The sequence below is a fragment of the Streptomyces sp. NPDC003016 genome, from assembly GCF_053591455.1.
In genome coordinates, this window is sequence record NZ_JBSFTV010000039.1 from 12,436 (window position 1) to 28,987 (window position 16,552).

The window sequence follows — 16,552 nt, forward strand, 5'->3', positions numbered from 1 at the left end:
GAGGTACCGATGAGGTACTGAGGCCGTGTCAGGGGCCGGCGAGGGCGGCTGCCTCCTCCAGGGTGAGGCAGCCGCCCTCGGCGTACGCCGCCTCGTACGCGGTGTCGCCCAGCGCGGCGCGGGCCGCCGCCTCGGCGTCCACCGTGGCCTCGCGCTCCTGGGCCGACACGAAGTGGCCCGGGAGCAGGAAGCCCTCGTGTGCGCCGAGCAGCCGGGCGGCGTCCCGCGCCTGGCCCGGCCCGGCGAGCCCGGCCAGGGCGCGGGCCACCGTCACCAGGTGGAGCGCCGGCATCTGCGGAGCGACCATCCGGGACAGCGGCTCGCGCGAGCGCTCCAGCGCCTGGCGGGCCCGGCCGAGCGCCTGGTCGTACCGGCCGTCCAGGTTGTCCATCCAGGCGAGGAGGCCGAGCACGAAGCCTTCGAAGATCGCGAGGTTGGTCCGGTTGAAGGACCGGCGCATCAGCTCCAGTTGGGCCCGCCCTTCGCCGGTGCGGCCGGTGCGGGCGAGCCGTATCGCCAGGAACATGCGGGCGGCGGGCTCCGACTCGTGCCCGTGCTGCTCGACCTCGGCGAGGATCTCGCGCAGCATCACCTCGGCCTTCTCGCCGTCCCCCGCCTCCATCAGTACGCCCGCGAACCGGGCCCGCAACAGCGACACCTGCGTCTGCGCGCCGAGCCGGGCCGCATGGTCGATCGCGGCACGGAAGTCCTCGGCGGCGAGACCGAACCGGCCGCTGCGCTCGTGCGCCTCGCCGCGCGCGGACAGGGCCTCGGCCGCGCCCCACGCGTCACCGAGCCGGGTGAAGATCTCCAGGCTCTCCTCCGCGTCGCGGCTCGCGTCACCCGCCCAGTCGCTCCGGTTGGCAAGGATGTTGGCCCGCATCTGGAGGGCGGCGGCGAGCTCCCAGGGGTAGCCGTACTCCCGGCAGGCGTCGACGGTCCGGTTGAGGACCTCGTGCAACTGCCCGGGGCTGCCGGTCAGCATGACCGCGTAGAGCCAGAGGGTCCCCGGCATGCGACAGGTCTGCGGCAGGCCGGGCCGGTAGACGTCGACGACGCGGCGCAGCCATGCCGTCGCCTCGTCGCCCGTCCAGTCGTCGAGCTCGTGGTTCATGCTCGCCAGGTGGATCAGCCAGGCTCCGCGCCTGGCCTCCAGGAGCTGCTCGGGCGCCATGGGCGGCGGCGCGTCCGTACACCGTTCGTGCAGGGCGGGAGCGGGGGCGGCCGGCGGGGCGAAGGGGTCGGGTCCGAGCTGGGTGGCGGCCAGCGACCAGTGGCGGGCCTCGCCGCGCAGGCCGCGGATCGTCCAGTACCAGGCGAGTGAGTGGACGAGGCAGAGCACTTCGTGCTCGTCGTGGGCGGCCGCGGCGCGGCGCAGTGCGGTGCGCAGGTTCTCGTACTCGACCTGGAGGAGGTTGATGCGGGCGAGCTGTTCGCGGCCGCGCAGCAGGGGTTCGGTGTGGCGGGCGAGCTCGCGGAAGTGGACGAGGTGGCGGCGCTCGGCGGTGGGGCGGTCGCCGGCCTCGTCGAGACGTTCGGCGGCGTACTCGGCGACGGTTTCGAGGAGGCGGTAACGCATGCCGCCGCTCCCGTCGCCGCCACTCCCGTCGTCCGAGGGGGCGGCCACGACCAGCGACTTGTCGACCAGCGAGCCGAGTACATCGAGCGCGTCCGGGCCGCACACCGCTTCGGCGGCGGCCAGGTCGCAGCCGCCAGCGAAGACGGACAGGGCGCGCAGCGCGGCCCTCTCCCGCTCGTCCAGCAGGTCCCACGACCAGTCGACGACCGCGCGCAGGGTCTGCTGCCTCGGCAGCACGGTGCGGCTGCCGCCGGTCAGGAGCCGGAACCGGTCGTCGAGGCGGTCCGCGATCTGGCGCGGGGTGAGCATCCGCAGCCGGGCGGCGGCCAGTTCGATGGCGAGGGGCAGCCCGTCGAGGCGCCGGCAGATCTCGGCGGCGGCGTCCGGGTCGTCGTCGACGCGGAAGCCGGGCCTGGCGGCCGCGCCGCGTTCGGCGAGGAGGCGCAGCGCCATGGGGCCGGGCAGCGGCTCCACGGGCCGGACGGTCTCGCCGGGCACGCCGAGCGGTTCACGGCTGGTGGCGAGTACGGTCACGCCGGGGCAGCGGGCCAGCAGTTCCTCGGCGAGGCGGGCCGCGGCGTCGACGACGTGCTCGCAGTTGTCGAGCAGGATCAGCATCCGGCGGCGGGCGCAGTGCTCGACGAGGCGTACGAGCGGATCGTCGCCGTGCCGGTCCGCGGCGCGCAGTTCCTCGGCGCCGGCGCCGCGCAGGACGGTCTCGCGCGCGCCCAGCGCGACGAGCACCGCTTCGGGAACGGTCTCGGGGTCGTCGACGGGCGCGAGCTCCGCGAGCCACACGCCGTCCCGCCAGGCACCGTCGGCGGCCTTGGCGGCCTCTGCGGCCTCCTGCGACAGCCGCGTCTTGCCGGCGCCGCCGGGGCCGAGCAGGGTGACGAGGCGGGCGCGCGCGAGGTCGCCGGTGATGGCCTCGATGTCGGCCTCGCGCCCGACGAAGGAGGTCAGCCGGGCCCGCAGGTTGCCGGGCGCGACGCGGTGGTCGGCCGCAGGCCGGTCCGCCGGCGACCGGTCCGTCGGAGGCCGGTCCACCGGGGGCCGGCCGGCCGGCGCGAGCAGTTCGGTGTGCAGGGCGCGGAGTTGGGGGGACGGGTCCGCGCCCAGGCGCGACGCCAGGTCGCGGCGGAGTTCGTCGTACGCCGCGAGCGCCTGCGCGGAGCGGCCCGTGTCGCGCAGGGCGCGCAGGCGCAGGGAGTGGAGCGGTTCGTCGATGGGGTGGTCGTCGCAGAGCGCCGTGAGTTCCGGCAGGGCCTCCTCGGCCCGCCCCAGGCCGACCAGGGCCGCCAGACGGGCCCGGCGGGCCGTGAGGCGGCGGTCCTCCCAGCGGGCCGCCTCCGCCGTACGGTCGGGAAGGCCGGCCAGGACCGGTCCGTGCCACAGCTCCAGCGCCTCGTCGAGCAGCGCCGCCGCCTTGCCGGGGTCACCGTCGTCCAGGGCCTTCGCGCCCTCCCCCGCGAGGCGCTGGAAGCGGTACAGGTCCACGTCCTCGGGGTCGGCGCACAGCCGGTAGCCGCCGTCGGCGGAGGCGATCGCCGCGTGGCCCAGGGCACGGCGGGCGCGGGCGACCAGGGCCTGGAGCGCGCCGGTCGCGTCGGCGGGCGGGTCGCCGTTCCACACCTCGTCGGCGAGGGCGCCGGCCGTGACCGTACGCCCGGGACGCAGCGCCAGTACCGTCACCAGCGCGCGCAGCCGCGCTCCGCCGACGGTGACGGGCGTGCCGTCGTCGCGGAGTGCCTGCGTGGGGCCGAGGATGCGGTAGCGCACGGCCCTATTGTCCGGGACGGGCGGTCGCCGGGCCGCCGGGCGTCTCCAGCCCGACCAGGACCCCGGTCTCCGTGCGCCGGTGGCCGCGCCCCGCCCGGTCCGGCTCCGCCGTGTCGCCGAACCACTTGGGGCAGGTCTCGACCGCCCGCAGCCACCGTTCGCCGGGCACCGGCTCGTACGTACGCCCCCCGGCGCGCGTGGCGGCGTACCCCTCGACGACCACCTGGATGGAGCGGACCGTGCCGACGGTCTCCGGCACGTCGTTCGGTCCCGGCCCGTGCGTCTCCACCGCGAGGAGGCCGACCGGGTGGGCGGAAGGCCTTCCGGCGCAGAGCGCGGTGAGGCCGGGGCCGCCCACCAGTCCGTGGCCCACCGGCTCCAGCGCGCTGTAGCTGTCCTGCCACGTCTCGGGCGCCGCCCCTTCGTCCGGCCCCCGCAGCATCAGCCGCCACCGCACTTCGTCGCCCACCGAGAACGGTTCGCCGCAGCATTCCATCTGCCAGCTGTCGTACATGATTCGCCAGAGCGCCATGGATCCAGCTTTGCCGGAACTACCGTTGCCGCGCGAGACGTTTTCTCAGTCCTGCCCGTACGCCCGCCCTCCACTCCGGGAGCCCCGCGCATGACCACCGCCCTCACCCGTCGCGACCGGCGGATCAGTCCCGTCTTCCTCGGGATCACCGCCGTCATGGCGGTCTCCGGCTGGGCGGTGTGGACGGAGTTCTCGGCCAGCACCGGCTTCGCCGTCTTCCTCTTCGTCACGTCCGCGTGGATCGTCTCGCTCTGTCTGCACGAGTACGCGCACGCCCGCACCGCCCTGCACAGCGGCGACATCTCCATCGGCGCGAAGGGGTATCTGACCCTCAACCCACTCACATACACCCACGCCCTGCTGAGCATCGTGCTGCCGGTGCTCTTCGTGATCATGGGTGGAATCGGCCTGCCCGGCGGCGCCGTCTTCATCGAGCGGAGCCGCATCCAGGGCCGCTGGAAGCACAGCCTCGTCTCGGCGGCGGGGCCGCTGACGAACGTGCTGTTCGCGGCCGTGTGCACGGCGCCGTTCTGGCTGGACGCGCTGGACGGCGTCCCCGATGTGTTCCGTTACGCGCTCGGGTTCCTCGCCCTGCTCCAGGTCACGGCGGCGATCCTGAACTTCCTGCCGGTGCCGGGCCTCGACGGTTACGGCGTGATAGAGCCCTGGCTCTCGTACGGGATCCGCCGCCAGGTCGAGCCGCTCGCGCCCTTCGGGCTGCTGCTGGTCTTCGGCGTGCTGTGGATCCCGGGGGTCAACCAGGTCTTCTTCGACGCGGTGGACGCGATCCTGCGCGGGCTGGGCGTCCCCGCCCTGGACCCCGCCCTGGGCCAGCGGTTCTACCGCTTCTGGCAGGGCGAACCGCAGCTGCCCCCGACTACCGGGTGACCGGGGACTCCCGTTCGGCCTTCGCCCTGCGCAGGTAGTACCAGGCCATGTTCGAGGTGACCCCGGCCAGCAGGATCCAGATGACCCCGAGCCAGGTGCCCTGGACGAAGGACACCACCGCCGCGGCCACGGCGAGGACGCAGACGACGAGGGCGTACAGAGCGAGGCGGGGCATGGGGGGCGGCTCCTGTCCGGGTGCGGAATGCTTCCGGTCCAGTGTCCACCATGCCCCGATCGTGCTTATACGTCGGTCACGCGCTTATACGTCGGTCACGCGCAGACCCGCGTGCGCCTTGTAGCGGCGGTTCACCGAGATCAGGTTGGCGACCAGCGACTCCACCTGGTGGGCACCCCGCAGCCGGCCCGCGAAGACGCCGCGCATGCCCGGGATGCGGGCCGCCAGCGCCTGCACCAGGTCGGTGTCGGCGCGCGTCTCGCCCAGCACCATCACATCGGTGTCGATCTCCTCGACCGTCGCGTCCTGGAGGAGGACGGCCGACAGGTGGTGGAAGGCGGCGGTCACCCGCGAGTCGGGCAGCAGGGCGGCGGCCTGCTCGGCGGCGCTGCCCTCCTCCGGCTTCAGGGCGTACGCACCCTTCTTGTCGAAACCGAGCGGGTTGACGCAGTCGACGACGAGCTTGCCGCTCAGCTCCCCGCGCAGCGCTTCGAGCGTCTCGGCGTGGCCCTCCCACGGCACGGCGACGATCACGATGTCGCTGCGGAGCGCGCACTGCGCGTTGTCCGCGCCCTCGACGCCGAGGCCCAGCTCGCCGGCGGCGCTGCGCGCGCGCTCGGCGGCCCGCGAACCGATGATCACCTTCTGGCCGGCCCTGGCCAGCCGGTACGCGAGACCGCGCCCCTGATCGCCGGTCCCGCCGAGCACCCCCACGACCAGGCCGGACACGTCCGGGAGGTCCCAGGGGTCCTTGGCCGCCCCGGCTGCCCGGGCGGCGGGCTTCTTCGCGCTGTCGGTGCTGTTGTCGGTCGAAGTCATGCGCCGACCCTACTCGGAGGTAGCACGCCCGTCCGGGTGAGGCGGCGGCATTCGCCCGCGGCCGGCGCGGGCGTACGGCAGGATGCCCCGGCATGGATGCCGTACGTGTCGCCCTGCTGCGCGAAGTCCTCGACGGCACCGAGTGGTTGCCGGCCACGCGGCGGTTCGCCGGGGTGCTGCGGTCGTCCGTCGTGCCGCACGGCGGCGGGCTGCTGCTGGTGGGAACCGGGGCGTACGAGCCGTGGCACCTGGCCGCGCACCTCGTCGACGAGGCGGCCTGGTCCGGACTCGCGGAGCTGAACCCCACGCTCGTACGCCACCGGGTGCGGCCCGGAGAGCCGGCGCACCTGTCGGTGGGGCTGGGCAGGATCGAGGCGGCCGCCCGGGGCGAGACCCTGCTCGTCGTGGCGCCTCAGCGGCCGGAGGCGGAGCTGCTGGAGCGGGTGCACGACGCGCGGCGGGCCGGGGCGACCGTGCTGTCGCTGGACGGCGGGGACCGGGAGATCAGAGGGCTGGCGCACGAGGCGCTGTCCGTGCCGGCCGGCGGGGACGTGGACCTGGACACGGTGCAGCACCTGGTGAGCGCGGCGGCCGGGGAGAACAGCCTGCCCGCGCCGCGGGGGAAGCGGCGGCTGCGGGACCGGCTCTCCCGGCTGGCCGACCAGCTGACGGCCCCGCCGCCGGGGCGGTGGTAGCGGGCGGGCGCCGGTGGGGGTACGAGTGCGGGGAGCTGGTGTACGCCGCCGGATCCGTGGGACCGGTCGTCGTCGGCCTGCTCGCCGCGGCGCTGCCGAAGCTCATGACGTACGACGCGGACACGGAAGCGCACACGGCGGCGGACGCGCAGCGCCGCCGGGCCCGGAAGGACGCGGCGGCGGCTGAAGCGGCGGGGTGAGCGGGCGCCCGGTGATCAGGCGCCCTCCTCCCCCGGCCGCCCGTCGTTCCTGTCGTGCCACTTCGGATCCGTCTCCCACTGGAGATTGCGCTCGGCCGCGGTCTCCATCGCGCGCTGCGCCTCCTGGCGCGTCGGATAGGGGCCGAAGCGGTCCTTGGCCGGGCACTCGGGGCCCTCCTCCACCTTCTTGTGCTCCAGGCAGTAGAACCATTCGCCCGGTTTTCCGGCTGCGCGCTTCTTGAACAGGGCCATCGTCGGCTCCTTCCTCTGCCGCCATGCTGCCCGATGGCGGCTGGATACACTCGCTTGCATGTCTGGCCAGTCGCTGCTCGTACCAGGGGAGCTCTCTCCCGCCCGTTCCGTCCCCGGCACCATCCGGCGCCCCGAGTACGTCGGGAAGCCGGCGCCGGCGCCGTACACCGGCCCGGAGATCCAGGATTCCGACACCGTCGAGCGGATGCGCATCGCGGGCCGCATCGCCGCGCAGGCGATGGAGGAGGCCGCCAAGCACATCGCCCCGGGGGTGACCACGGACGAGCTGGACCGGGTCGCTCACGACTTCATGATCGATCATGGTGCGTACCCGTCTACCCTCGGATACCGCGGCTACCCCAAGTCGCTGTGCAGCTCCGTCAACGAGGTCATCTGCCACGGCATCCCGGACTCCACGGTGCTCCGGGACGGCGACATCGTGAACCTCGACGTCACGGCGTACATCAACGGGGTGCACGGCGACAACAACGCGACGTACCTGTGCGGTGACGTCGACGAGGAGTCGCGGCTGCTCGTCGAGCGCACCCGCGAGTCGCTCGCCCGCGCCATCAAGGCGGTCAGGCCCGGGCGTCAGATCAACGTCATCGGGCGGGTGATCGAGTCGTACGCCAAGCGCTTCGGCTACGGCGTGGTGCGTGACTTCACGGGGCACGGCATCAACTCGTCGTTCCACTCCGGACTGATCATTCCGCACTACGACAGCCCGCACGCCACGACGGTGATGCGGCCCGGCATGACCTTCACCATCGAGCCGATGCTCACGCTCGGCACGCACGAGTACGACATGTGGGACGACGGCTGGACGGTCGTGACCAAGGACCGGAAGCGGACGGCGCAGTTCGAGCACACGCTGGTGGTGACGGAGACCGGCGCGGACATTCTCACGCTGCCGTGAACGGATCCGCGCGGTAGCGTTTTTACCGACAGGACGTCGGGAACCCATTGACTTAGGCATACCTAAGTAGGAAGATCGGCGGTGGCGGCTGCGCGTGCTGCCACCGCACGCTCCTCCTTTCCCGTACCCCTCGGTCCCCGGAGGTCCGCCTTGGACGCAACCGCCACAGCCGCCACCACCGCCGAAACGCCGTTCTCCACGCTCATCCGTGTCGCCTCGCACGAGCAGCACACGGAGGCGGAGACCTCGACCTTCATGAGCGACCTGCTCGGCGGGAAGCTCCCGGTGGACGCGTACGCGCGCTACACCGAGCAGCTGTGGTTCGTGTACCGGGCGCTGGAGGATGCCGCGGAGTCGCTCGCGGACCACCCGGTCGCGGGCCCGTTCATCCAGCCCGAGCTGATGCGCACGGCCGAGCTGGAGCGCGACCTGGCGCACCTGCGCGGCGCGCACTGGCGCGCAGGGGCCGAGCCGCTGCCCGCGACCGCGGCGTACGCCGAGCGGGTCGCCGCGTGCGCGCGCGACTGGCCGGCCGGGTACGTGGCGCACCACTACACCCGCTACCTCGGCGACCTGTCGGGCGGCCAGATCATCCGCGACAAGGCGGAGAAGACGTGGGGCTTCGCGCGCAAGGGCGACGGGGTGCGCTTCTACGTCTTCGAGGACATCTCGAACCCGGCGGCTTTCAAACGGGGTTACCGCGAGCTGCTGGACCGGGTGAACGCGGACGACCTGGAGAAGCGGCGCATCATCGACGAGTGCAAGCGCGCGTTCGACTTCAACGGCGCGGTCTTCCGCGAACTGGGCAGGGAGTTCCCGCTCACCGCCTAGTGCGACCGGCGCGACTCAGTGCGACCGGCGCGACGCGTGCGGGGCGAAACGGACCCGGCCGCCGATCTCGATCGTGCCGTCGGGCCCCGGTGCCGTCAGGATCTGGGACCCGCGGCCCTGCGTGATGTTCAGGGCGCGGCCCAGTTCGGCGGTGAGCAGGAGGGCCGCCGCGCCGGTCGCCCCGTCCTCCGCAGTGCCGTCGTCGCGGCGCGGGAACGCCCGGGCGCGGACCCGGCCCGCCGCCTCGTCCTCCCAGGCCCAGGCGTACAGCCGGCCCTCGCCGGGCGGGGGCGCGGGCAGCGCGTCGACCTCGGCGGCCGTCGCGTACCGCTGGAGGCGGCGCGGCGGGGCCCACTCGGGGCGCGCCGTGATCCAGGTGAACTCGCCGTCGTGGCGCGCCCACACCTCCCCGGCGGGCGGGTTGACCACTTCCAGGTCGAGCAGCCAGGCGACGCCGACGAGCGCAGCGAGGCGGGGGTCCCCCCGGGCGGGGTCCGGGAGAGAGTGCCCGGCGAAGGGCAGGCGCAGGCCCGGTGTGCGGATGTCGACGACGCCGCGCTCGGGGTCGTCGACGAACACGGTCTCGCTGAAGCCGAGTTCGGCGGCGAGCGCCTGCCGGGACGCCTCGTCGGGGTACGTACGCCCGTCGCGTACGACGCCGAGGGCGTTGCCGTGGCGTCCGCCGGGGCCGCAGAAGACGCGGAGCACGTCGAGTTCGTTCATCCCGGCATTGAAGCACCGGCCCGCCGCGGTCCGGTTGTCCGCCAGGTCACGGGGCGGCCGCTGTACCCGGTCCCCACGCTCGCGCCCCTCCTGTCCCCGGTAGGGTTCCGGAGGTCGGTGGGGACGAAGACACAGAAGGCAGCGCATGAGCAGGCTGAGCACGCTGAAGCGGCTGGGAACGGGTCTCGCGGCGGCGACGGCGCTGTCGGTGACGGCGAGCGGGTGCGTGACGGTGCACGGCGAGCTGGAGGTCGTGCCGTCGGCGACGGAGGCCGAGGCCGCCCAGGCCCTCAAGGACTTCACGGCCGCGTACAACAAGGCGGACAAGGCGTACGACCCGGCCCTCGACGCGGGGCGGGTCACCGGCGCGCTCGGCGCGATCAACCAGGCCGGGCTCAAGGCGCGGCAGGCGCAGAGCCCGGACGGCAATCCGCGCCACGAGCCGCTGGAGCTGACCGACGCGCAGTACGCCATCCCCAAGAAGGCGGGCTGGCCCCGGTGGTTCGTCGCGGACGCCGACAGCAACCGCGACCAGGACAGCGGCCGGCTCGACACCCGCTGGCTGCTGGTGTTCGTACGCGGCGGCGCCGACCAGTTGTGGGAGGTCTCGCACCTGTGGGTCCTCACACCGGCCCGGATGCCCGACTTCAAGAAGGACGAGGACGGCTGGGCCGAGGCGGTCGCGCCGGACGCGCCCGGACTCGCGGTGGCGCCGGAGGACCTGAGCGAGGAGTACGCCTCGTACTTGCAGAGCGGCGAGCCCGCCGTCTTCGCCCCCGGGCCGCACACCTCCGCCGTGCGCCAGGCGCGCCAGAAGGCGGCGCGCCAGCCCGGGCGCTCCGTCCAGTACGCCGACCAGCCCCTGGACAGCGGGACGTTCGCGCCGCTGGGGCTCGTCACGGAGGGCGGCGGGGCGACGGTGTTCTTCGCCACCCGCCAGTACGAGCAGCAGACCGTGGCCGAGGGGGTGCGGCTGAGCCTCAACGCCGACGTACGGGCGCTGATGACCGGCACCGCGAGGACCAAGCTCACCAAGGAGCGGGTCTCCAGTCAGGTCGCGCAGGTGCCGGAGAAGGGCGCGGCCGGCGCGGGCAAGGGCAAGCAGCAGGAGCAGCAGGTGACGGTGCTCTCCCGGATTCAGGGGCTCACGGCCGCCCAGGGCTCCTGACCGGCGCCCGCGCGCGGTCCGGGGCTCGGCGGCCGGGGCTCAGCGGCCCAGCGGCCAGGCCACCGCGTGGTGGTCGTCGGGGTCGTCCTCGCCGACGTACCGCGCGCAGGCGTCGGTCAGCGTCTCCAGGAGGGTCAGCGGGTCGGGCAGCGGGTGTTCGAGGCCGCGGACCCAGCTGACCTCGTGCTCACCGGGCAGCTTCGCGGGCGGTACGAGGACGTAGCTGCCGCGGCAGTGCCAGCGCAGCCCCGGATGCTCGTCCATGGTCTCGGGGTGGCAGTCCAGCTCGCACGGCCACCACTCGTCCTCGTCGTCCGGGGTGCCGCGGGTGGCGGTGAAGAAGAGCAGGCGCGCCTCGTCGCCGTTGCCTGCGCCGAACTCGGCCACGGGACCGACGTCGATTCCGGCTTCGAGCAGGCGCTCCAGCGCGCTGCGGCCCGCTTCGAGCGGTACGTCGAGCACGTCGTGGACCATGCCCGTCGCGGTGATGAAGTTGGCCTCCGGCTGCCCCTCGGCCCAGCGTTCGACCTGCGCGGAGTCGGTGGTCGACTGGGTCTGCCAGGCGAACGAGACCGGGTGCCGGGCGGGGGTGGGACAGCCGACGCGTTCGCACGAACACCGGTATCCGACGGGATGCGCGGCGGGGGCGAGCGGCAGGCCCGCGGCAGCGGCGGCCAGGAGCAGGGCCTCGCGGTTCTCGGCCGCGTCGTGGGCGGCGGCGGCCTTCGGGCGGCGGCGCAGCCACTGGGGCAGTCTGCTCTCCACCGTCTGCCTGCTCTCTGTGCCGCGATAGCGGCCGAAGTCGGCGCCCATTCAACCCCTCACCTCAGCGTTGTGCTGTCCATGCTGCCACCATCCTGCGCCTCGGGTGGCCGCAGTCCCCATCCGGGGTACGCGGGCCACCGCCGCAGCGGTGGTGCGATTGACGCCTTTGCCCCGGTACGCGGCCCTGCGGCGACCGCCCGTCCGGCGGTGACCGCCTCCCGCGGTCCCGTGAGCGAATTCACCTCCGCGTGCTACCGGCGCGGGGCGAGACCGCCCAGCGCGCAGTCGACGAGGGCGTCCGCGTACGCGTGCGTGAGCGGGAGGGTACGCAGCAGCCAGCGGTGGAAGAGCGGGCCGACGAGCAGCTCCACGGCGACGCGCGGGTCGATCCCCTCCCGTACGTCACCGGCCTCCTGCGCCGCGTGCAGCCGCTTCACGTACAGCTGGAGCGACGGTTCGAGCAGCTTCTCCACGAACTCCGCGCCCAGGGCCGCATCGACGATGCCCGCGGCGGTGAGGGCGCGGGAAGGGGCTTCGTACTTGGGATCGACGAGTTCGTCGACGGTGGCGCGCAGGACCGTCCTGAGGTCGGCGGCCAGGTCGCCGGTGTCGGGGAACTCGGACCCGCCGTCGCCGCCCGCCGCCTCTGCGGCCTGTTCACCGAGGTCGACGAAGGCTTCGAGCAGTACGGCGGCCTTCGAGGGCCACCAGCGGTAGATCGTCTGCTTGCCCACGCCGGCGCGGGCGGCGATGCCCTCGATCGTCGTCTTGGTGTAGCCCGCCTCGCCGACGAGGGAGAGGGCCGCTTCGTAGATCGCGCGGCGCGAGCGCTCGCTGCGGCGTGCGGAGTCGGGGGTCCTGGGCGTTCCGGGGGTCGCGGTGTCGGCCATGGGGCCAATCTACCAGCATGGCGAGACGATCCGTCTCGCCTGTCGGATGCGGGCTGACCAGCCGGGAACCACCCGATCGGTGCACAGCGCGACGGCTCTGCACGGCGGACCATGGCTCTCACGCACACTCGGTGCGCCATGCCGCTCGTGAGGAGCCCTCAGTGCCTCGTGACGCCTCGCCCCGCCGCTATCTGATGTGTCCCCCGGAGCACTTCAGGGTGACGTACTCCATCAACCCCTGGATGGACCCCGGGAAGCCGGTCGACCTGCCGCTGGCCCTCGCCCAGTGGGAGGACCTGCGCGACCGCTACCGGAACCTCGGCCACACCGTCGAGCTCCTCGCCCCCAGGCCCGGCCTGCCCGACATGGTGTACGCCGCCAACGGCGCCACCGTCATCGACGGCCGGGTGCTCGGCGCCCGGTTCGCGTACGCGGAACGGACGCCGGAGGCCGAGGCCCACCTGGAGTGGTTCCGCGCCCACGGCTTCACGGAGATCTGCGAGCCCTCGCACATCAACGAGGGCGAGGGCGACTTCGCCGTCACCTCGTCCTGGATCCTCGCCGGGCGGGGCTTCCGCTCCAGCCCGCTCTCGCACGACGAGGCACAGGAGTTCTTCGGCCGCCCGGTCATCGGCCTGGACCTCGTCGACCCGCGCTACTACCACCTGGACACCGCGCTGGCCGTCCTCGACGACCGCGGCGACGAGGTCATGTACTACCCCGACGCCTTCTCCCCCGGCAGCCGGGCCGTCCTCGCCCGGCTCTTCCCCGACGCGATCGTCGCCCGGGAGGCGGACGCGGCGGCGCTCGGGCTCAACGCGGTGAGCGACGGGCGCCACGTGCTGCTGCCGCACGCCGCGCTCGGGCTCTTCGAGCCGTTGCGGGCGCGCGGGTACGAACCGGTCGGGATGGACCTCGGAGAGCTGCTCAAGGGCGGCGGCAGCGTGAAGTGCTGCACCCAGGAGCTGCGCGGCTAGGGGTTCCCGGACCGGGACGGCGGCCAGGCGTCGCCCCAGTCGGTGTCCCGGGCCGCCCGGTAGAGGTCGCCGTGGCGCTTCTTGGTGACCGTCTCGCGGGTGAGCTCCTCGGGTTTCGCGCACAGTTCCAGCAGGACCATGCCCTTGCGGATCTGCGGCCTGCGGATCACGCGGTTGGCGGCCGGGACGACGGCCGGACCGTCCGCACCGTCGCGGACGGCCGCGACGTAGCTGAACTTCTCGTCCTCGTACGGCAGCGAGCCTCCCTTCACCTGGCGGTGGAGGGAGGAACGGCTCACCCGGGCCGAGAAGTGGCACCAGTCGGCGCCGGGCTCGATGGGGCAGGCACCGCTGTGCGGGCAGGGGGCGGCGACGCGCAGGCCCGCGTCGATCAGCCGCTGCCTGGCCTCGATGACGCGGAGGTAGCCGTCGGGGGTGCCGGGCTCGACGATCACGACGGCGCGGGCGGCGCGGGCCGCCTCGGTGACGAGGTGCGCGCGGTCGGCGGCGGTGAGCTCCTTGAGGACGTACGAGACGGTGACGAGATCGGTGCTCTCGATCCGCAGCGCCGATCCGATGCGGGAGCGCTGCCAGGCCGTGGCGCGCAGGGCGGGCGAACCGGACGCCTCGGCGAGCTCCCGGCCGAGCACGAGGGCGGGCTCGGCCCAGTCGACGACCGTACTGGCCGGCTCCTCCCGCCACGCCTCCGCGACGGCCCAGGTCGCGGCGCCCGTCCCGCCGCCGATGTCCGTGTGCGTCGCCGGGATCCACTCCGGGGCCGCGTCGCGGAGGGCTGCCAGCGCGGAACGCACCGCCTCGAAGGTCGCCGGCATCCGGTACGCGGCGTACGCGGCGACGTCGGAGCGGTCGCGCAGGACGGGCGCGTCGGTGGGGGTGGTCCCCCGGTAGCTGGTGATCAGCCGCTCGACGGCCTGTGCGGCCTGCTTGGGCGGCAGCCCGTCGAGAAGTCCGGCGAGTGCGGTGCGCAGGGCTTCTGCGGTGGGGAGGGTGGAGTTCACCGGAAGATTTTAGGCACTTTCGGAGTACGCCGCGGATCGCCCGTACCGGGGCGGGAAGGGGCTCGGACGAACTGATGCGGTGCGAGAGGCAGTTGCTACGCTGACGCCCGTCGGCTCGACCGTCGGGGGGACGCATGGGACAGCGGGTCGTACGCGTGGCTCTGGTGGCCGGTGTGATCGTCTTGGCCCTGCTGCTCCTGCTGGCCACGTGCGGCGGCGACGGGGGTGGTGGCGACCGTACGGACGAGCGGCGGAAGGCCGGGCCGGCGGAGCCCGCGAGGAAGGGCGCGGCCGGGCCCGTGACGCGGCTGGCCGTTCCCGCGGCGTACACCAACCGGCGGGGCTGGGAGGTCACCGGCGCGTCGGCCGAGTACGCGGTCGCCGTGGGCGCGGGGCGGGTCGGGTACCTGGAGCGGGTGTCCGCCGCCCGGTTCCGGCTGCGGGCCGTCGACGCGGCGAGCGGGAGGACGCGGTGGGCGGGCGACGCCTGGCGGCCGCTGTCCGATCCGGCGTACTTCCCCCGGCTGCTGTCCGTCGCGAAGGACGGCCGGGAGTTCTTCGTCACCTGGTCGTACGGGAAGGTCGGCGAGGACGCGCTGACCGCCGCCGACATGATCGTGGCGCTCGACGTGTACGACGCGGAAAGCGGCGCGCGGCGGCGCGTCGAGCTGCCCTGGGCCGGCGCCCCGGCCGTGGACGGGTCCGGCCCCGGCATCCTCGTCAGCGACGGCGGCGCGGACAGCGCGGTCGTCGACCCGGTGACCGGCCGGGTGGCGCGGCTGGCCCCGAAGGACCTCCGTTACCCGAAGGGGTGCGCGGACTGCCGGACGCAGACCCAGGTGCGGGCGGTCACCGAGAAGGGGGTCCTGGTGAGCGGGCGCCGGGGCTTCTGGGTGCGCGACGGCTGGCACAGCCGGCAGGCGGCCCCGGCCGGAGCGGACGCGGCGTCGGGGGTGCCGACGTCGGTGGCGGGCGGCCGGATCCTCGCCAAGTGGCAGAGGAAGCGGGGCGGCGCGGGCGCGGCCGACTACGACGTGTGGGCGGTGCACGACGCGACGACGGGGAGGGCGCTGGCGAAGGCGGAGTGCCGCAGGCCCGCGATAGAGCCGGGGAAGTACCCGCAGGCGGCGGTGGCGCCGGAGGGGCGGTACGTGGTGGCGGGGAGCCTGGGCTTCGACCTGGAGACGGGGTCGGGGCACTGCTTCGAGGAGGCGGACGGCACGAAGCCGCTGTCCCTGACGGCGGTGACGGACACGGGCATCGCGTACGGCACGACGGCGACGCGCACCCCCGTGGAGGCCGACCTCACCACGGCGGAGCCGACGGCGCTCCCGGCGAACGTACACGTACCCGCGGTGGAGGTGGCGGGCACGGCCCTGTTCCCCTGGACGGACCGCAAGGACCGCCGCCACCTGATCGCCTACGCCCGCCGGGGGTGAGGGAGGGCGAGGACCCGTGAGCTCTGGCCCGTGAGCTTTGGCCCGGCGTCGAGATCGTCGGCGCGTCGATGCCGATGACGGCAGAGGTGCCGGTCCTGAGAACGGACGCAGCGATGAGTTTTCGCGGCCCGGGGAGTCTCACCACCATTGTCGCCCTCACAGGAGGAACACGTGGCTCAGCTACTGAGAGTGCAGAACTTCAATGTCTCGAGTGACGGGATCGGTGCCGGGGAGGACCAGAGCTTCGAGAGGCCGTTCGGCCACGTCGAGCCCGAGAGGCTGTTCGCCTGGGCCGGCGCCACGGCGAGCTGGCCCATGCGCACCGACCCCGGGGGCAGCCGGGGCCTGGACGACTACCTCACCCGGGACTACGCACGCAACATCGGTGCCGAGATCATGGGCCGCAACAAGTTCGGGCCCCAGCGCGGGCCCTGGAACGACCACGAGTGGCGCGGCTGGTGGGGGGAGGAGCCCCCGTTCCGTGCCCCGGTGTTCGTCATGACCCACCACAGGCGTCCTTCGTTCACGCTCTCCGACACCACGTTCCACTTCGTCGGCGGCGAACCGGCCACGGTCCTCGAACAGGCGCGGGAGGCGGCGCAGGGCAAGGACGTCCGGCTCGGCGGCGGGGCCACCACCATCCGGCAGTTCCTCGACGCCGACCTCGTCGACACCCTGCATGTGGCGGTCTCGCCGGTGGAGCTCGGGTCCGGAGTACGGCTCTGGGAGTCCCCCGACGAGCTGCTCGACCGGTTCCACCTGGAGGTCGTGCCCAGCCCGAGCGGGGTGACGCACCACTTGTTCTGGCGCAAGTGACCGGTCCTCAGGGCCGGCCCGGGCCGGTTGTTCCGCCTTCCCGGGCTGCCCTGGGGCGGGCCCTCCAGTCCCGTCTCGGGCGGCCGGGC

General features: G+C 73.8%; 18 protein-coding genes. 9 read left to right on the forward strand and 9 right to left on the reverse strand.

Annotated elements, in window-relative coordinates:
* Positions 1–28: 28 nt before the first annotated feature.
* Both ACWDZ4_RS28100 and ACWDZ4_RS28105 read right to left on the reverse strand, forming a co-directional pair.
* Positions 29–3,358 (reverse strand): BTAD domain-containing putative transcriptional regulator, encoded by a 3,330-nt coding sequence (locus tag ACWDZ4_RS28100; protein ID WP_451511182.1) that lies wholly within the window; start codon positions 3,356–3,358, stop codon positions 29–31.
* Positions 3,359–3,362: 4 nt separating this feature from the next.
* Positions 3,363–3,890: a DUF6578 domain-containing protein gene (locus ACWDZ4_RS28105; RefSeq protein WP_451511183.1), complete on the reverse strand. Its 528-nt coding sequence runs from the start codon at positions 3,888–3,890 to the stop codon at positions 3,363–3,365.
* A gap of 90 nt (positions 3,891–3,980) precedes the next feature.
* On the opposite strand from ACWDZ4_RS28105, the gene ACWDZ4_RS28110 reads away from it, so the two are divergent.
* Positions 3,981–4,778: a site-2 protease family protein gene (locus ACWDZ4_RS28110; protein WP_451511184.1), complete on the forward strand. Its 798-nt coding sequence runs from the start codon at positions 3,981–3,983 to the stop codon at positions 4,776–4,778.
* Here the strand turns inward: ACWDZ4_RS28110 and ACWDZ4_RS28115 are convergent.
* The gene (locus tag ACWDZ4_RS28115) at positions 4,768–4,953 is read right to left on the reverse strand and encodes a hypothetical protein (protein WP_451511185.1); all 186 of its coding nucleotides are present in this window, start codon (positions 4,951–4,953) and stop codon (positions 4,768–4,770) included. The genes ACWDZ4_RS28110 and ACWDZ4_RS28115 overlap by 11 nt on opposite strands.
* Before the next feature lie 84 nt (positions 4,954–5,037).
* Complete coding sequence (npdG, locus tag ACWDZ4_RS28120; RefSeq protein WP_451511186.1) at positions 5,038–5,772, reverse strand: NADPH-dependent F420 reductase; 735 nt, start codon at positions 5,770–5,772, stop codon at positions 5,038–5,040.
* A gap of 92 nt (positions 5,773–5,864) precedes the next feature.
* Here npdG and ACWDZ4_RS28125 point away from each other — a divergent pair, with 92 nt between their 5' ends.
* Positions 5,865–6,467, forward strand: a complete 603-nt coding sequence (locus ACWDZ4_RS28125; RefSeq protein WP_451511187.1) for a hypothetical protein — start codon at positions 5,865–5,867, stop codon at positions 6,465–6,467.
* Between the two features lie 38 nt (positions 6,468–6,505).
* Positions 6,506–6,667 (forward strand): hypothetical protein, encoded by a 162-nt coding sequence (locus tag ACWDZ4_RS28130; protein WP_451511188.1) that lies wholly within the window; start codon positions 6,506–6,508, stop codon positions 6,665–6,667.
* A gap of 15 nt (positions 6,668–6,682) precedes the next feature.
* Here the strand turns inward: ACWDZ4_RS28130 and ACWDZ4_RS28135 are convergent, their stop codons facing one another.
* Positions 6,683–6,919, reverse strand: coding sequence for a hypothetical protein (locus tag ACWDZ4_RS28135; RefSeq protein WP_344491630.1), 237 nt, complete (start codon positions 6,917–6,919; stop codon positions 6,683–6,685).
* A 58-nt stretch (positions 6,920–6,977) separates the two neighbouring features.
* On the opposite strand from ACWDZ4_RS28135, the gene map reads away from it, so the two are divergent.
* Together map and ACWDZ4_RS28145 are read left to right on the forward strand one after the other, a co-directional pair.
* Positions 6,978–7,835, forward strand: coding sequence for a type I methionyl aminopeptidase (gene map / locus ACWDZ4_RS28140; RefSeq protein WP_451511189.1), 858 nt, complete (start codon positions 6,978–6,980; stop codon positions 7,833–7,835).
* Between the two features lie 150 nt (positions 7,836–7,985).
* A complete protein-coding gene (locus ACWDZ4_RS28145; protein WP_451511190.1) occupies positions 7,986–8,666 on the forward strand; it encodes a biliverdin-producing heme oxygenase in 681 nt (226 codons plus the stop codon).
* A gap of 15 nt (positions 8,667–8,681) precedes the next feature.
* Here ACWDZ4_RS28145 and ACWDZ4_RS28150 read toward each other — a convergent pair whose 3' ends face one another.
* Positions 8,682–9,389 (reverse strand): PhzF family phenazine biosynthesis protein, encoded by a 708-nt coding sequence (locus ACWDZ4_RS28150; RefSeq protein WP_451511191.1) that lies wholly within the window; start codon positions 9,387–9,389, stop codon positions 8,682–8,684.
* Positions 9,390–9,534: 145 nt separating this feature from the next.
* Between ACWDZ4_RS28150 and ACWDZ4_RS28155 the strand changes: the two genes are divergently transcribed.
* The gene (locus tag ACWDZ4_RS28155) at positions 9,535–10,557 is read left to right on the forward strand and encodes a hypothetical protein (RefSeq protein WP_451511192.1); all 1,023 of its coding nucleotides are present in this window, start codon (positions 9,535–9,537) and stop codon (positions 10,555–10,557) included.
* A gap of 39 nt (positions 10,558–10,596) precedes the next feature.
* On the opposite strand, the gene ACWDZ4_RS28160 is transcribed toward ACWDZ4_RS28155, so the two are convergent.
* Positions 10,597–11,370 (reverse strand): bifunctional DNA primase/polymerase, encoded by a 774-nt coding sequence (locus ACWDZ4_RS28160; RefSeq protein ID WP_451511193.1) that lies wholly within the window; start codon positions 11,368–11,370, stop codon positions 10,597–10,599.
* 203 nt (positions 11,371–11,573) lie between these two features.
* On the reverse strand, positions 11,574–12,212 hold the full coding sequence (locus tag ACWDZ4_RS28165) for a TetR/AcrR family transcriptional regulator (RefSeq protein ID WP_451511194.1): 639 nt from the start codon (positions 12,210–12,212) through the stop codon (positions 11,574–11,576).
* A 131-nt stretch (positions 12,213–12,343) separates the two neighbouring features.
* Between ACWDZ4_RS28165 and ddaH the strand changes: the two genes are divergently transcribed.
* Positions 12,344–13,189, forward strand: a complete 846-nt coding sequence (gene ddaH, locus ACWDZ4_RS28170) for a dimethylargininase (protein WP_451511195.1) — start codon at positions 12,344–12,346, stop codon at positions 13,187–13,189.
* Here ddaH and ACWDZ4_RS28175 read toward each other — a convergent pair.
* A complete protein-coding gene (locus ACWDZ4_RS28175) occupies positions 13,186–14,208 on the reverse strand; it encodes a small ribosomal subunit Rsm22 family protein (RefSeq protein ID WP_451511196.1) in 1,023 nt (340 codons plus the stop codon). The genes ddaH and ACWDZ4_RS28175 overlap by 4 nt on opposite strands.
* A 134-nt stretch (positions 14,209–14,342) precedes the next feature.
* Here ACWDZ4_RS28175 and ACWDZ4_RS28180 point away from each other — a divergent pair, with 134 nt between their 5' ends.
* Positions 14,343–15,647 (forward strand): hypothetical protein, encoded by a 1,305-nt coding sequence (locus ACWDZ4_RS28180; RefSeq protein WP_451511197.1) that lies wholly within the window; start codon positions 14,343–14,345, stop codon positions 15,645–15,647.
* Between the two features lie 171 nt (positions 15,648–15,818).
* Complete coding sequence (locus tag ACWDZ4_RS28185) at positions 15,819–16,463, forward strand: dihydrofolate reductase family protein (RefSeq protein ID WP_451511198.1); 645 nt, start codon at positions 15,819–15,821, stop codon at positions 16,461–16,463.
* Positions 16,464–16,552 lie beyond the last annotated feature (89 nt).

What these genes read in the sequence shown, in the direction of transcription:
- ACWDZ4_RS28105 (WP_451511183.1), bottom strand. Translation starts at nt 3,890, where the DNA reads ATGGCGCTCTGGCGAATCATGTACGACAGCTGGCAGATGGAATGCTGC.
- ACWDZ4_RS28110 (WP_451511184.1), top strand. Translation starts at nt 3,981, where the DNA reads ATGACCACCGCCCTCACCCGTCGCGACCGGCGGATCAGTCCCGTCTTC.
- ACWDZ4_RS28115 (WP_451511185.1), bottom strand. Translation starts at nt 4,953, where the DNA reads ATGCCCCGCCTCGCTCTGTACGCCCTCGTCGTCTGCGTCCTCGCCGTG.
- npdG (WP_451511186.1), bottom strand. Translation starts at nt 5,772, where the DNA reads ATGACTTCGACCGACAACAGCACCGACAGCGCGAAGAAGCCCGCCGCC.
- ACWDZ4_RS28125 (WP_451511187.1), top strand. Translation starts at nt 5,865, where the DNA reads ATGGATGCCGTACGTGTCGCCCTGCTGCGCGAAGTCCTCGACGGCACC.
- ACWDZ4_RS28135 (WP_344491630.1), bottom strand. Translation starts at nt 6,919, where the DNA reads ATGGCCCTGTTCAAGAAGCGCGCAGCCGGAAAACCGGGCGAATGGTTC.
- map (WP_451511189.1), top strand. Translation starts at nt 6,978, where the DNA reads ATGTCTGGCCAGTCGCTGCTCGTACCAGGGGAGCTCTCTCCCGCCCGT.
- ACWDZ4_RS28150 (WP_451511191.1), bottom strand. Translation starts at nt 9,389, where the DNA reads ATGAACGAACTCGACGTGCTCCGCGTCTTCTGCGGCCCCGGCGGACGC.
- ACWDZ4_RS28155 (WP_451511192.1), top strand. Translation starts at nt 9,535, where the DNA reads ATGAGCAGGCTGAGCACGCTGAAGCGGCTGGGAACGGGTCTCGCGGCG.
- ACWDZ4_RS28160 (WP_451511193.1), bottom strand. Translation starts at nt 11,370, where the DNA reads ATGGGCGCCGACTTCGGCCGCTATCGCGGCACAGAGAGCAGGCAGACG.
- ACWDZ4_RS28165 (WP_451511194.1), bottom strand. Translation starts at nt 12,212, where the DNA reads ATGGCCGACACCGCGACCCCCGGAACGCCCAGGACCCCCGACTCCGCA.
- ACWDZ4_RS28180 (WP_451511197.1), top strand. Translation starts at nt 14,343, where the DNA reads ATGGGACAGCGGGTCGTACGCGTGGCTCTGGTGGCCGGTGTGATCGTC.